This is a genomic window from Brachybacterium sp. J144, assembly GCF_036321705.1.
GTDB lineage: Bacteria > Actinomycetota > Actinomycetes > Actinomycetales > Dermabacteraceae > Brachybacterium.
The window spans coordinates 108,887-122,894 of sequence record NZ_JAZDCG010000034.1; the positions used below are offsets into that span (position 1 = coordinate 108,887).

A 14,008-nucleotide genomic window follows, 5' to 3' on the forward strand; every position below is an offset into this window, starting at 1 on the left:
GCCGCGGGGCCTGATCGCTGACCGCTTGCTCCGGCGCCGGCGCCGGGAGACCCGGGGGAGCGGTCACTCGGAGGAGGAGCCGTCCTCGCCCCGCGAGCGCCCCTCGCGACGCTCCCGGCGGATGTCCTCGTCGAGCCGGCGCAGGAAGTCGGGGTCCTCGTCGGGCGCCAGCGGGCCGCTGCGCCGCGGCGGCTGGGTGTTCCACGGGCGCTCCTTGCCCACGAACAGCCAGGTGAGCGGTCCGACCCAGGGAATCAGCACGATGAGTACGATCCACGCCCACTTCGGGATGCCGCGGACCTTGTCGTCGGTGGTCTGCACGCAGTCCGCGAGGGCGAAGATCGTCAGCGCGATGGAGAGGACGACCGAGATTCCGCGGAGCATGCAGCGAGTCTAGGTTCTCGGGCTGGGAGCAATACCATGGTCCCCATGCGCAACGTCCTCGGCTACGCCATGATCCGCATCGCTCTGTGGCTGGTGCTGTGGTACCTGCTCGCCCTCGCGGGCGTGGGCGTGATGCTCGCCGGGGTCCTCGCCGTGCTCATCGCCATGATGATCTCGTTCCTGTTCCTCGGGAGGGTGCGGGAGAAGGCCGCGGCGGGTCTGCAGGCCGCCGACGAGGCGCGGGTCGAGCGCCGCGGCCCGGTCCGAGACGAGGACGCCGAGGCCGAGGATGCCGCCCTCGACGAGGCGGAGGACTCCCGCGACGACGAGCAGGACGCTCGCAAGGCCGGGGCGGGGGACTAGTCAGCGCAGGGGGCTCAGAGCACGAGACCCGCGAGCAGCAGCAGCGAGAACACCAGCTCGAGACGGCCGGCGGCGCCGAGCACGGGGATGAGCGACCTGCCCTCCGCCCCGGAGAGCACCACGCGCGCGGGCAGCAGGGCGAGCGGCAGCGCCGGCAGGACGAGCAGCACCGGCCACTGCACGACCATCACCGGCACCATCAGCGCGAAGGGCAGGAGCACCGCCGCGGAGAAGGCCCAGCGGGTGCCGCGATCGCCGAGACGCACGGCGAGGGTGATCTTGCCGCTCTCGCGGTCGGTGGGGATGTCGCGCAGGTTGTTGGTGAGCATGATCGCGACGGCCAGCAGCCCGATCGCGATCGAGCACAGCAGCGCGACCCAGGTGAAGGACCCGGTCAGGGCGTAGGCGGTGCCGTTCACCGCGACCAGGCCGAAGAACACGAAGACGAACAGCTCGCCCAGCCCGAGGTAGCCGTAGGGTCGCTTTCCGCCGGTGTAGAACCAGGCCGCGGCGACCGCGGCGACGCCCACGGGCAGCGCCCACCAGAGTCGGGCGAGGATGATCAGCACGATTCCCGCGAGGGCGCCCAGGGCCAGCGCGCCGATGGCGGCCCGCTTCACGGCGGCCGGGGCGGCGGCGCGCGAGCCGGTCAGGCGGAAGGGGCCGACGCGCTCGTCGTCCGTGCCCCGGATCCCGTCGGAGTAGTCATTGGCGTAGTTCACGCCGACCTGCAGGGACACGGCGATGAGAAGGGCGAGCCCCGCGCGGAGCAGCAGGGTGGGCCAGTGGACGGACTCGAGCTGCCAGATCGCGGCCCCGGTGCCGGCGGCGACGGGGGCGAGAGCGGCAGGGAGGGTGCGTGGGCGGGCGCCCTGCACCCATTGAGACCAGCTGGCCATCGTGCTCCTTCGGAGGTCCGCGGCCGACGGGACTCGGCCCCGTAGAGCTTACGCCGCCCCCGCTCCCGCCCCGGGATCCCCGCAGAGTTGGGCTTATAGGGACCGAATTCCCCCAAGTCTGTGGGGGTTCTCGGACGGATGGGCGGCGCGGGGTTTCTCGGGCGGACCGGAGGCGCGAGATCCCCTCAGCCGCGGGCGATGCGTCGGGCGGCGGCGCGATCGACCTTGCCGATGCCCAGCAGCGGTAGCTCGTCCACGGCGTGCACCCGCTTCGGGATCATGTGCGCGGGGACCTCGGAGGTGCGCAGCGCGGAGCGGACCAGGGCGGTCGCTTCCTCGGCGCGGGCGCCGTCCTCCAGGGTCACGAGCGCCTCGATCCGCTCTCCCCACTCGGGATCGGGAACGCCCACCACGACCGCGGCGCGCACCAGGCCGCGGAGCATGAGGGAACGGTCGATCGCGCGCTCGACGTCCTGGGGGAGGACCTTGCGACCGCCGGTGATGATCACGTCGTCGGCGCGGCCGAGGACCCGCAGGGTGCCGTCGGCGCTGATCTCGGCGAGGTCGGAGGTGACCAGCCGCCGCGGCGCGGTCCCGGAGAACGCCGAGGAGTCGACCCCGCCGTCGGCCGTGAGATAGCCGAGCGCGAGCGTGGGGGAGGCGATCAGCAGCCGCCCCGTGCTCGTCTCGCCTGCCGCGACCGCATTGCCCGCCGCGACCGCATCGCCTGCGTGGCCCGGCTCGCCCGACGCTCCCGCGCCGCCCGCAGTGTCGAGGGACAGCTCCACGCCGGGCAGGGGGCGACCGTCGTAGACGCAGCCTCCCGCGGTCTCGGAGGAGCCGTAGGTGGTGCGCACGGGCAGGCGCAGGCCGCGGGCCCGCGCGAGGACGTCCGGAGCGGTCGCGGCGCCGCCGACGAGCACCGCCGAGAACCTCTTCAGCAGGGCGCGGGCCCGGGCGTCGGCCCCCGTTGCCCCGGTGACGAGCCGGGTGAGCTGGGTCGGGACGAGCGAGGTGAAGGCCGGGAGTCCCGCCTGCTCGGCCTGCGCGAGAGCGGGTGCGGCGAGCTGCGCGAAGGCTTCCGCGTCGAAGTGACCGCGCAGGTCGGGCTGCGGATCGGAAAGGGCCGGGGCCGACAGACCGAGCACCTGCGCGGTGCGATGGGCGCGCGCGAGGACCTGGACACCGGCGATATGGGTCGGCGGCAGCAGCGGCAACCAGAACCCGTGCCCACCTGTGGTCCCGGCCGAGCGCCCGGCGAGATGCTCCGCGGTCGCGTCCTGCGAGGCCTGCAGGGCCGCGAGGCTCAGCGCGACGGCCTTCTGCGCGCCGGTGGATCCCGAGGTGGGGACGACGAGCGCCGTCTCCTCGAAGCCCGCGGGCAGCTGCTCGGGTGCCGGGAACGGGCCGAGCCAGAGGCGGGCGCGGCCGGCCATCATCGCGCCGACCGCCGCGACGTGCTCCGCGAGGGACGCGGCGGAGGCGTCGTACGGCGCGGGCGTGATCCAGGGCAGGGCGTCGCCCGGCGTCGAGGGCGTGCTCATCTCAGCCCTGCGGGTGGGGGAAGGGCGACCAGTCGGGGGCACGCTTGCCCAGGAAGGCGTCGCGGCCCTCGGCGGCCTCGTCGGTCATGTAGGCCAGGCGCGTCGCCTCCCCGGCGAAGACCTGCTGGCCCATGAGGCCGTCGTCGGCGAGGTTGAAGGCGAACTTGAGCATGCGGATGGCCTGCGGGGACTTCGTCGCGATGGTCGCCGCCATCGCGAGGGCCTCCTCCTCGAGCCGTTCGTGGTCGACGACGCGGTTCACGGCGCCCCAGTCGTAGGCGTCCTGCGCGGAGTACTCCTCGGCGAGGAAGAAGATCTCCCGGGCCCGCTTCTGTCCGACCTGCTTGGCGAGATAGGCGGAGCCGTAGCCGCCGTCGAAGGAGCCGACGTCGGCGTCGGTCTGCTTGAAGCGGGCGTGCTCGCGGGAGGCGATCGAGAGGTCCGCGACCACGTGCAGCGAGTGACCGCCGCCCGCGGCCCAGCCGTTGACGACCGCGATGACGACCTTGCCCATGGTGCGGATCAGGCGCTGCACCTCGAGGATGTGGAGACGCCCGGCCGAGCGGGTGCGCACCGCGGACGTGTCCTCGAGCGCCTCCTCCTCGGCGTACTCGTAGCCGGAGCGGCCGCGGATCCGCTGGTCGCCGCCTGAGCAGAAGGCACGTCCGCCGTCCTTGGGGGAGGGGCCGTTGCCGGTCAGCAGGATGACGCCGACGCCCGGGTCGAGGCGGGCGTGATCGAGGGCCCGGTACAGCTCGTCGACGGTGCGGGGCCGGAAGGCGTTGCGCACCTCGGGCCGGTCGAAGGCGATGCGCACCGTGGGCAGGTCCGCGCCGGCGGGGTCGACGGCCCGGTGGTAGGTGAGGTCCGTGAGCTCCGGCCCGCCGAGCTCCGCGGCGCTCACCGCGCGCCAGCGGGTGGGGTCGAAGAGGTCTGAGACCGGGCGGGGGGAGTCGGGCGCGGAGGTCATGAGGGCCAGGGTAGTCCGCGACGGGAGGGCGGCCGACGGGCCCGCTGCGCGGGATGGTCGTCACATCTGCCCTGCGCAGGGCAGCGGAGGGCGTTTCGCGCCGAAGGTCCCGCTCGTTTGTCGGGCCCCATTCCTAGGGTCGTTCTCGACAGCTCGGACGGGCGCCGCACTGGTGCGGTTCCCGCTCGGGAGGTCCATCCCCCTTCGTGAACAACCAGGAGACGAGTTGACCACTGGTCCGACCTCGCCCCAGGGAGTCGATCCCCGCGACTCCCACGGCACCCCGTCCGCACCGGGCGGGCAGAGCGCGCAGCACGGCGCTCCCCAGCAGCCCTACGGGGCCCCGCAGCAGCCTTACGGGGCGCAGCAGCCGTACGGGGCACCGCAGCAGCAGTCGCCGTACGGGGCTGCCCAGCAACAGTCCCCGTACGCGGCCCAGCAGTCGCCGTACGGTGCCTCGCCGGCGCCCTACGGCTCACCGCAGCCGGCTCCCACTCCGTACCCGGTGGCGAGCCCGTACCCGGCCCCCGGCGTGGCGAGCCCGTACGCGGCGCCTACCGCCCAGCAGGCGACCTGGGCGGCGGTCCCGGGCGGTCAGGTCCCAGGCGGTCAGCCCCTGTACGCTCAGGCGCCCGTCGGTGTGCCCCAGAAGTCCTTCCTGGTGACGTGGCTGCTCTCCTATTTCCTGGGCATCTTCGGCGTGGACCGCTTCTACCTCGGCCAGGTGGGTCTCGGTCTCGGCAAGCTGTTCACCCTGGGCGGCTGCGGCATCTGGGCGCTGATCGACGTGATCCTGCACCTCGCCGGAGCGAGCCGCGACAAGTACGGCCGCCCCCTCGCGGACCGCGACCGGTACAAGCTCATGGCCTGGATCGTGACCGGCGTGCTGGTCCTCCTCAGCCTCATCTTCCAGGGCACCGTGGTGGGCGGCGGATCGGACTCCGCGTCGCCCGAGCCGGATCCCGTCGTGGCCGAGGAGGTCGTGGAGCAGGAGGCGACCGAGGAGGCTGCGGCCGAGGAGCCCGCCGCCGAGGAGGCTCCCGAGGAGGATGCCCCGGCCGAGGAGGCGCCCGTCGAGGACGCCGCCGCGACCGAGGACGCTCCCGCGGAGGAGGCCGCCGCGACCGAGGAGGCCCCCGCCGAGGAGGAGGCTCCCGCCGTCGCCGGCATCGGCGAGGTCGTCCAGGCCGACGACGTCCAGCTCACCGTCACCTCGGTCGAGCGCGGTGTCGAGAAGATCGGCATCGAGTACCTGGAGGCGGAGCCGCAGGGCGAGTTCGTGCTCGTGACCGTGGAGATCCAGAACACCGGCGCCGAGGAGGTCACCGCCTTCTCGAGCGACTTCGTGCTGGTCGGTGACGCGGTCGAGTACTCCACCTCCGACGACGCCTGGTACCACGACGGCGCCCTCGTCCTGGAGAGCGTCAACCCGGGCAACACCTACACCGGCGTGCTGGTGTTCGACATCCCCGAGGGCGCGACCATCAGCACCCTCGAGATGACCCCCGGCTGGTTCGGCGACACCGCCGTGGTCTCCGTCGCCTGACGGATCCCGCCCCGCCCGCACCCTCCGCCCCGGACCGGGACGGAGGGTGCGCGCCGTCCCAGAGGATGCGCGCCGTCCCGGATGGTGCACCCAGTCCCAGACCCTCCGCGGCGCTAGCCTGGAGAGCCCGCCCTCGGACCCTGGAGAGCCCCCGCCCATGCAGATCCCCGCCCCGCTCCGCGACCTCGGCATCGACCGCGCCCACGCCTGGGCGATCCCGATGACCACGCGCTTCCGCCGGATCGAGGTGCGCGACGGCCTGCTCCTGCACGGGCCCGCCGGCTGGGCCGAGTTCTCGCCCTTCTGGGACTACGACGCCCCCGAGTCCTCCGCCTGGCTGCGCGCCGCGCTCGAGGACGCGACCCTCGAGCGGCCCGTGCCGCTGCGCGAGGAGATCGAGGTCAACGCCACGATCCCCGTCGTCCAGCCGGCCCTCGCCGCGCGCATCGCCCGCGTCGGCGGGGCCCGCACCGCCAAGGTCAAGGTCGCCGATCCGGGCAGCGATCTCGCCGCCGACGCCGCCCGCCTCGAGGCGGTGCGGGACTCCCTCGGACCCTCCGCCCGGATCCGGATCGACGCGAACGCCGCCTGGACCCTCGACGAGGCCCGCGCCGCGCTGCCCCTCCTGGACCGGGCCGCCGGCGGGCTCGAGTACGCCGAGCAGCCCTGCGCGGCGCTCGAGGACCTCGCGGCCCTCCGCCGCGAGCTGGACGTGCCGATCGCGGCGGACGAGTCGGTGCGCCGCGCCGAGGACCCGCTGCGCGTCGCCCGCGCCGAGGCCGCCGACCTGCTGGTGATGAAGGTCCAGCCCCTGGGCGGAGTGCGACGCTGCCTCGAGCTCGCCGAGCAGGCCGGCCTGCCCGTCGTCGTCTCCTCCGCGATCGAATCGAGCCTCGGCCTCTCCGCCGGGCTCGCGCTCGCCGCCGCCCTCCCGCGCCTCGAGCACGCCTGCGGGCTCGGCACAGCGACCCTGCTCACCGGCGACCTCGTCACCGACCCGCTCCGCGCCCGGGACGGCCGGATCCCCGTCGAGAGGCCCGTCCCCGACGAGGACCTGCTCACCCGCCACGCGGCCCCGCCGGCGCTCGCCGCCGCCTGGGAGCAGCGCCTCGCGGAGTGCGCGGACCTGCTCTGACCTACGCTCATCCCATGCCCGAGCCCCGCGTCCCCGATGCCGTGATCCCCGCCCCCGACCCCACCGGCTCCGGAGCGGTGGACGCCGCGACGGCCCTGTGGACGGCCCTCGCGGAGCTCGGCGTGCGCGAAGCGGTGCTCGCCCCCGGCTCCCGCTCCGCCCCGCTCGTCTACGCGCTCGCGTCCACCCCGATCGCCGCACGGATCCGGGCGCACGTGCGGATCGACGAGCGGGCCGCCGCCTTCACCGCCCTCGGCATCGGCCGCCACGATCCGGCGCACCCGGCCGCCGTGTTCACCACCTCCGGCACCGCGACCGCGCATCTCCTCGCCGCCGCGATGGAGGGTCACCACTCGCGCATACCGCTGCTGCTGCTCACCGCCGACCGGCCCGCCGAGCTGCGCGGCACCGGCGCGAACCAGACCACGGTGCAGACCGGACTGTTCAGCCCCTTCGTGCGCTTCCAGGCCGATCTGCCCGCCCCCACGGCCGCGGCGGCCACCGACGCCGAGCTGCGCACCGTCGTCTCCACCCTCGCCCGCGCCCACGCCGCCGCGACCGGGGAGCATCCCGGGCCCGTGCACGTGAACCTCGGCTTCCGGGACCCGCTCACCCCGCGTCCCGAGCAGGCCCCCGCCCCGGGGAAGCGGCCGTCCCTCGTGATCACTCGGCGCCTCCCCGCCCCCGCCCCCGCCCCGCAGCCGGTGCCGGTGTCCTCGCGCACCGTGGTCGTCGCCGGGGACGGCGCGGGCCCCGCCGCCCGCGCCCTCGCCGAGGAGCACGACCTCCCGCTGCTGGCCGAGCCCAACTCCGGCGCCCGCGGCGGCGACAGCCTCGTCGTCGGCTATCCCGCCCTGCTCGCCGAGGTGATGGCCGATCCGCAGCATCCGCTGCGGCCCGAGCGGGCGATCGTCCTCGGCCACCCGACGCTCTCCCGCCCGGTGCTCGGTGGACTGCTCGGCGCGGAGGACGTCGAGGTGATCGTCGTGGACCGCCACTCCGACTTCGCCGATGCCGCCCGGCGCGCCCGCCTCGTCGTCCCCGCCGCCCGGGGCGAGCGGGTCCCCGACGACGGTCCCTCGCTCCGTGACGCCTGGCAGCGGGCCGCCGCGGAGCGGACCCCGGCCGATGGACCGACGACCTGGCAGGCGCGTGCGGCGCTCACCGTGTGGGAGGCGAGCGGCGCCGAGGACGTGCTGGTGCTCGGCTCCTCGAGCCTGGTCCGCGACCTCGACCAGCACGCCGGCCCCACCGCGGCCAGGGTCCTCGCCAATCGCGGCCTCGCCGGGATCGACGGCACCGTGTCCCTCGCGGGCGGGCTGTCCCTCGCGCGCCGGGACACCCCCGGGAGGGTGCGCGTGCTCCTCGGCGACCTCACCGCCCTCCACGACCTCACCGGGCAGATCATCGGACCCAAGGAGGTGCGGCCCGACCTCGACGTGATTGTCGTCGACGACGACGGCGGCCGCATCTTCGGCGGCCTCGAGCATGCCGCCGCCCCGCCCGAGGTGCTGCGCCGCTTCTTCACCACCCCGCACGGCACGGACCTCGCCGCCGCGGCCCGTGCCCTCGGCGCCGAGGCGCACCGGGTCGACGTCGACAGCCTGCGCACAGCTCTGGTACAGCCCGCACAGGGTCTGCGGGTGTTGGTTGTCCGAGAAGGGTCCGTACCGGATCCGAGGAACACGTAGTCGAAGGAGAGCCGATGGACGACCTGACCCCGCCCGCCCCGCAGCCCCAGCCCAGGCCCCAGCCGCAGCCCACGCCGGAGCAGCAACCGCAGCCCACGTCGCCGCTGCAGCCGCAGCAGCTCGCGACGTGGCAGCAGCAGCCCGTCGGCCCCGCCACCGAGCCGCTGAGCCCGGTCCCGGCCCTCGCCGCCTCCCCGGTCCCCGACCCGGCCGCCGCTTCCGCCGCAGCCCCGGCCCCCGCCCCGCGGCGCCGCGGTCCGGGATGGGGCGGCGTCGTGGGACTCGTCGCGGCGGGCATGATCCTCTCCAGCGGGGCGACGCTCGGCGGGGTCATCGCCTACGACGAGCTGTTCGCCGACGAACCGGCCCCGACCACCGCCTCCGCCCCGGCCGACGGCGCCACGGCGAGCCCGGTCGCCTCCGCCTCGACCGCGCAGGACCCGGACTGGACCGCGATCGCCGAGCAGCTCTCCCCGAGCGCGGTCTCGATCCAGGTCGCGACCCAGGGCGGCACCAGCCAGGGCACCGGCATCGTCCTGGACGCCGACGGCACGATCCTCACCAACGAGCACGTCGTCTCCGGCGGCAGCCGGATCCAGGTCACCACGAGCGAGGGGCTCAGCTACGAGGCGGAGCTGGTGGGCTCCGACACCTCCACCGATCTCGCCGTCATCCGCCTCCTCTCCCCGCCGGACGATCTCGTCCCCGCGACCTTCGCCGACTCCTCCACCGTCGAGGTGGGCGCACCGGTGATGGCGCTCGGCACCCCGCTGGGCCTGGAGAACACCGTCACCACCGGCATCGTCTCCGCCGTGGACCGCCCGGTGACCGCGACCGGCGAGGACCCCTCCGGTTCCGACACCAGCTACACCTCGGCGATCCAGACCGACGCCGCGATCAACCCGGGCAACTCCGGCGGTCCCCTCGTCGACGCCTCCGGGCAGGTCATCGGGATCAACTCGGCGATCGCGGGGATCCCGAACAGCGAGGGGCAGGCCGGGTCGATCGGGCTCGGCTTCGCGATCCCCTCGAACACGGCGATGCTCATCGCCGAGCAGCTCCTCGAGGACGGCTCCGCCGATCACGCCTATCTCGGCGTGACCACGACCGATGGCAGCGCGACGGTGGGGGAGACCACCTATCGCGGGGCCGAGGTGGTGGCCCTCGAGCCGGACGCCCCCGCCGCTGCCGGCGATCTGCGCGATGGCGACCTGATCACCCGGGTCGACGACACGCCCGTCGGCAGCGCTGCGGCGCTGACCGGGGTGGTCCGCGGCCTCGAGGTGGGCAGCACCCACACGCTCACCGTGCTGCGCGAGGACGAGCTTCAGACCCTCGAGGTCACGCTCGGATCCCGCTCGGCCTGATCCCCGCGCAGCGCGCGCAGCATCGGCCGGCACTTGGCGAGCACCTCCGCGTGCTCGGAGACCGGATCGGAGGCGGCGACGAGACCGCCGCCGGCCTGCAGCACCACCTCGTGGGGGCCGCGCAGGTGCGCCATCCGGAGCGCGATCGCCCACTGCCCGTCCCCGTCGGCGTCCATCCAGCCGACGGGGGAGGCGTAGCCGCCGCGGTCATGCGGCTCGAGGCGCTCGATGATCGCGTCGGCCTGCTCCCGCGGGGTGCCGGAGACGGCCGCCGAGGGATGCAACCGGGCGGCCACGTCGAGGCTGGTCACGCCGTCGCGCAGGCGGGCGGTGACGTCCGAGGCGAGATGCTCCAGTCCCGGGAGGCGGAGCACGAACGGCTCGGGGGAGACCTCCACGTCCTCCGCGAGGTCGACGAGGCGTTCGACCACCGAATCCGCGGCGTAGGCGTGCTCGGAGAGCTCCTTGGCGTCGGCGCGGAAGGCGCGACGGTCGGCCTCGTCGAGCTCGCCGTCGTCGGCCACCGGGCGGGTGCCGGCGAGCACGCGGGAGAACACCCGGCCCTCCTCGGTCTGGGCGAGCATCTCGGGGCTGGCCCCGATCACGTCCTCGAGGTGGTAGACCCACGTGCTCGGATAGGCGCGGGCCAGGCGCGCGAGCAGCAGCGCGGGCTCGAGCGGGGTGGCCGAGCGCACCGCGGTCCGCTCGGAGAGCACGACCTTCCCGGCGCGGCCGGCCGCGATCTCCGCGACCGCCTCCTGCACCAGCGCCTGGTACTCGTCGGGCGTGTGGTCCGGCTCGATCTCGAGATCCTCGCCCTCGCCGAGGGGGCCGACGGGGGTCGAGGGGAACAGGTCCCGCCACGAGGTGGGCAGAAGCGGCTCCTCGCCCATCGCGGTGACCGTGAGGAACGCCTCGCCGTCGTGCACCCCGAGGACGGCCCGGGGGACGAGCAGCGTCGAGGGGCGGGGCGAGCCGGCGGCGTAGGAGAAGGATCCGAGCGCGATCAGACCCGAGGTGCGGGTGCGGACCTCGTCGTCGACGCGGGCCGTCGCCGCGAGCGCGCGGAAGGCCGAGCTGGCGGCGCCGAAGCGGTGGGGGCCGGAGGTCTGCACCGACCAGGTCGACCCGATCGCGACCACACCCTGCCCGTGGCGCAGCCACGCCCCGCTGAGCCCGCGAGGAAGGTGGCCGAGCAGGTCGACGTCCTCCTCGAGGCGCACGGTGCGCACGAGGATCTCGGGGCTCGGGCTGTGGTCGGACATCCGTGTCATTATGCGGCACCCAGGGGTCGCGAGGTGCGACCATGGGGCGGCGGCGAAGGCCGCGGACCGTGTGCAGTGGGCGTTCGAGGAGCAGTGCGTGAGCAACCAGACCGAGAGCATCGCGACACCCCTGGTCCGGGGAGCGCTCGCGGCGATCGTGTCCCTCGGCACCGCCCTCGCGCTCGTGGTCGTGCCGGCTCTCGCCGCCCAGGTCGTCGCCACCCGCTCGTCCGCGACGGCGCTCGACGCGATCCTCATCGCGCTGAACCTCCTCGTGCTCGGCCACGGCGGCGGTCTCGTGCTGACCACGGGCGCGATCGACGGCGCCGTCACCCTCACGCCCCTCGGCCTGCTCCTGGTGCTCGTGGTGCTCTGCGCCGCCGGGATGCGGCGGGTGGGCCGCGCCCTGCTGCTCGTGCGCGAGGACGGGGTGCTGCGCGATCGGGCGCTGCGCGATGCGGGTGGAGCGCTCGGGATCTACGTCCTCGTCTACGCGATCGGCCTCGCCCTCGTGGCGGCGATCGGTCGCAGCGCCCTGGTGAGCCCGGTGCTCCCCTCCGCCCTGGTGTCCGGGGCGCTGGTCGCGATGCTCGGCGGGCTCGCGGGCCTGCTGTGGTCCCTGCGCCGCGAGGCGACGGCGACCGTGCCGGGGGTGCGGGTGCTCGAGCTGCTGCCCCGCCCCTGGGGCTCGGTGGCGCGCGCCACGCTGCTCGCGGTGGCGGGCCTCCTCGCCCTGGGACTCGCGACGGTGCTGGTGATGCTCCTGCTGTCCGTCCCGGCGCAGTCCGCGCTCTTCGCCCAGCTCGACCCGGGTCCCGTCGGCGGGCTCGTGCTGTCCCTGATCCAGCTCGCCCTGCTGCCGCTGCTCGCCGTGTGGGCGCTCGTGGTGCTCTCCGGCGGCACCGTCGAGCTCGGCACGTCCACCGGGATCTCGCTCGACGGCGCGGAGACCGGCGTGCTGCCCGCGCTCCCGATGCTCGGCGCCCTCCCGCAGCCCGGCGACTTCCCGGACGCCGTCTGGGGGCTAATCGTGCTGCCGGCCGTGCCGGTGGTCCTCGGCGCGGTGCGCCTCGTGCGCGACCTCGAGGACCTGCCCTGGCGCGAGCGCGTCACCGCGTGGATCGGCTACCCCGTGGCGGTGCTCGTGGGGACAGTGCTCATCGTGGGCCTGGCCACGGGAGGGGTCGGCGAGGGCCGGTTGCGCCATCTCGGCCCGGTGCTCGACGAGCTGCTGCTGCCGCTCGCCCTGATCGTGCTGGTCCCGACGGTGCTCGTGATCGGGGTGCTCGGCAGTGGCCTGATCCCCTGGCTGCGTCAGCGCGTCGAGCGGGCCGAGACCGCCGAGCGCGCCGAGCTCACGGGGGAGGGGAGCCGCTCCGCGGGCGGAACCGCGGGGTCCGGGGCCGACGGCGGTTCCGGGGCCTACGGAGGCTTCGCGGCCGACGGCGGCTCCGGGGCCGGCGGCGGTGCCGCCTCCCGCCTGGAGCGGGTCCGCGGAGCCCTCGCCGCCCGCCTGCCGCGGCGGGCGGCGGCGAGTCCGGAGTCGGCGCGGGACGCGGCAGGAACCCCCGCGTCGGAGGCATCGGCCGGATCGGCGCGGACCCCTGCCTCCGCAGGAACCGCCGCCTCGCCGGGAACTGCGGCCTCACCCGCGTCCCCGACCCCCGCCGCGACGAGCCCCGACTCCCCGGTGGAGGACGAGCTCAGCCGCCCACGACGGAGCTGACCCAGCTGACCATCGCGTCCTGCCCCTCGGCGGTGCAGGCCGCGCGGGCCTGCTCGGTGATCGCCTCGGCCCGGCACGCCTCGAGCTCGGCCAGGGGCTGGTAGAAGAGCGCCGAGATCGCCGCGCCCGCGATGATCAGCAGCGTCGCGGGCACCCCCACCACCAGGCCGAGCACGCCGAGGGCGACCCGTCGGCGGCGGAAAGCCTCGATCGACAGCAGCACCAGCAGCACGAGCGCCGCGAGCCCGGTCAGCCCCGACCCCAGTGCGAACGGGAGCGGCGCCATCATCAGCAGCCAGGAGGCGAGCATCGCCACGGTGAGGGCGGCGAGCAGCCGACGATGCCGCTCGAGGGGACGGTCCTGGGGGCGCGGGGGCTGCTCGCTCATCACCCCATTCTGCCCGTCCGGTCCGAGAGCTGCCCGTCCCGGCGGCGGGGCGAGCTCCCGGACTACCCTGGGCGGGTGACCAGCACCCCCGTCGTCGTCCTCATCTCCGGCACCGGCTCGAACCTCGCCGCGCTGCTCCGCGCGGCCCGCGAGGCGGACGCCCCCTTCCGCGTCGTCGGCGTGATCGCCGACCGGGAGGCCGCCGGCCTCGAGCACGCCCGGGCCGCGGGGATCCCCACCGAGATCGTCGCGCTCGCCGACCATCCGGACCGGGACTCGTGGGACCGGGCGCTCGCCGCGGCCGTCGCCGCGCACGATCCGCAGCTGGTAGTCCTCGCGGGCTTCATGAAGCTCGTCGGCGCCCCCCTGCTCGACGCCTACGGCGGCCGTCTCCTGAACACCCACCCGGCGCTGCTGCCCTCCTTCCCCGGGGCGCACGGGGTCCGCGACGCCCTCGCCCACGGCGTGAAGATCACCGGCGCCACCGTGATCGAGGTCGATGCCGGGGTCGACACGGGGCGGATCCTCGCCCAGGTGGCGGTCCCGGTCCTCGAGGACGACACCGAGGAGACCCTCCACGAGCGCATCAAGGCCGCGGAGCAGCCGCTGCTCGTCGACGTGGTGCGCCGCCTGACCGCGATACCCTGAGCGCACACGACTGGCGCAGGTGGGAGACCACCGGGGAGTGATCACGTGGACATCGACCGCCTGGGTGTCCACCGCAACGACC

13 protein-coding genes and 1 riboswitch are annotated in these 14,008 nt (G+C 74.9%); of the genes, 7 read left to right on the plus strand and 6 right to left on the minus strand.

Annotated features, from left to right (window positions below; translation table 11 throughout):
• Positions 1 to 63: 63 nt before the first annotated feature.
• Positions 64 to 384, minus strand: a complete 321-nt coding sequence (locus V1260_RS13925; RefSeq protein ID WP_329747424.1) for a PLD nuclease N-terminal domain-containing protein — start codon at positions 382 to 384, stop codon at positions 64 to 66.
• A gap of 45 nt (positions 385 to 429) precedes the next feature.
• On the opposite strand from V1260_RS13925, the gene V1260_RS13930 reads away from it, so the two are divergent.
• Positions 430 to 747, plus strand: coding sequence for a DUF4229 domain-containing protein (locus V1260_RS13930; RefSeq protein ID WP_329747425.1), 318 nt, complete (start codon positions 430 to 432; stop codon positions 745 to 747).
• Positions 748 to 761: 14 nt separating this feature from the next.
• Here the strand turns inward: V1260_RS13930 and V1260_RS13935 are convergent, their stop codons facing one another.
• From V1260_RS13935 to V1260_RS13945, 3 genes are all read right to left on the minus strand, one after another.
• The gene (locus V1260_RS13935; protein WP_329747426.1) at positions 762 to 1,646 is read right to left on the minus strand and encodes a 1,4-dihydroxy-2-naphthoate polyprenyltransferase; all 885 of its coding nucleotides are present in this window, start codon (positions 1,644 to 1,646) and stop codon (positions 762 to 764) included.
• A 185-nt stretch (positions 1,647 to 1,831) separates the two neighbouring features.
• Positions 1,832 to 3,190: an AMP-binding protein gene (locus tag V1260_RS13940; protein ID WP_329747427.1), complete on the minus strand. Its 1,359-nt coding sequence runs from the start codon at positions 3,188 to 3,190 to the stop codon at positions 1,832 to 1,834.
• A 1-nt stretch (position 3,191) separates the two neighbouring features.
• Positions 3,192 to 4,160 (minus strand): 1,4-dihydroxy-2-naphthoyl-CoA synthase, encoded by a 969-nt coding sequence (locus V1260_RS13945; RefSeq protein ID WP_329747428.1) that lies wholly within the window; start codon positions 4,158 to 4,160, stop codon positions 3,192 to 3,194.
• 226 nt (positions 4,161 to 4,386) lie between these two features.
• Between V1260_RS13945 and V1260_RS13950 the strand changes: the two genes are divergently transcribed.
• From V1260_RS13950 to V1260_RS13965, 4 genes are all read left to right on the plus strand, one after another.
• Entirely contained in the window at positions 4,387 to 5,706 is a 1,320-nt protein-coding gene (locus V1260_RS13950; RefSeq protein WP_329747429.1) for a DUF4352 domain-containing protein, read from the plus strand.
• A 157-nt stretch (positions 5,707 to 5,863) separates the two neighbouring features.
• Positions 5,864 to 6,841: an o-succinylbenzoate synthase gene (locus V1260_RS13955; RefSeq protein WP_329747430.1), complete on the plus strand. Its 978-nt coding sequence runs from the start codon at positions 5,864 to 5,866 to the stop codon at positions 6,839 to 6,841.
• 14 nt (positions 6,842 to 6,855) lie between these two features.
• A complete protein-coding gene (gene menD / locus V1260_RS13960; protein WP_329747431.1) occupies positions 6,856 to 8,532 on the plus strand; it encodes a 2-succinyl-5-enolpyruvyl-6-hydroxy-3-cyclohexene-1-carboxylic-acid synthase in 1,677 nt (558 codons plus the stop codon).
• Positions 8,533 to 8,546: 14 nt separating this feature from the next.
• Positions 8,547 to 9,899 (plus strand): S1C family serine protease, encoded by a 1,353-nt coding sequence (locus V1260_RS13965; protein WP_329747432.1) that lies wholly within the window; start codon positions 8,547 to 8,549, stop codon positions 9,897 to 9,899.
• Here V1260_RS13965 and V1260_RS13970 read toward each other — a convergent pair.
• Entirely contained in the window at positions 9,860 to 11,164 is a 1,305-nt protein-coding gene (locus V1260_RS13970) for an isochorismate synthase (RefSeq protein ID WP_329747433.1), read from the minus strand. The two genes, V1260_RS13965 and V1260_RS13970, sit on opposite strands and share 40 nt — an antisense overlap.
• Before the next feature lie 97 nt (positions 11,165 to 11,261).
• Between V1260_RS13970 and V1260_RS13975 the strand changes: the two genes are divergently transcribed.
• Positions 11,262 to 12,890 (plus strand): cell division protein PerM, encoded by a 1,629-nt coding sequence (locus tag V1260_RS13975; protein WP_329747434.1) that lies wholly within the window; start codon positions 11,262 to 11,264, stop codon positions 12,888 to 12,890.
• Here V1260_RS13975 and V1260_RS13980 read toward each other — a convergent pair.
• Complete coding sequence (locus tag V1260_RS13980; RefSeq protein ID WP_329747435.1) at positions 12,868 to 13,278, minus strand: hypothetical protein; 411 nt, start codon at positions 13,276 to 13,278, stop codon at positions 12,868 to 12,870. The two genes, V1260_RS13975 and V1260_RS13980, sit on opposite strands and share 23 nt — an antisense overlap.
• A 75-nt stretch (positions 13,279 to 13,353) precedes the next feature.
• Between V1260_RS13980 and purN the strand changes: the two genes are divergently transcribed.
• The gene (gene purN, locus V1260_RS13985) at positions 13,354 to 13,926 is read left to right on the plus strand and encodes a phosphoribosylglycinamide formyltransferase (protein ID WP_329747436.1); all 573 of its coding nucleotides are present in this window, start codon (positions 13,354 to 13,356) and stop codon (positions 13,924 to 13,926) included.
• Positions 13,923 to 13,999: riboswitch (ZMP/ZTP riboswitch) on the plus strand. (Overlaps the previous gene by 4 nt.)
• The last annotated feature ends 9 nt before the right edge of the window (positions 14,000 to 14,008 follow it).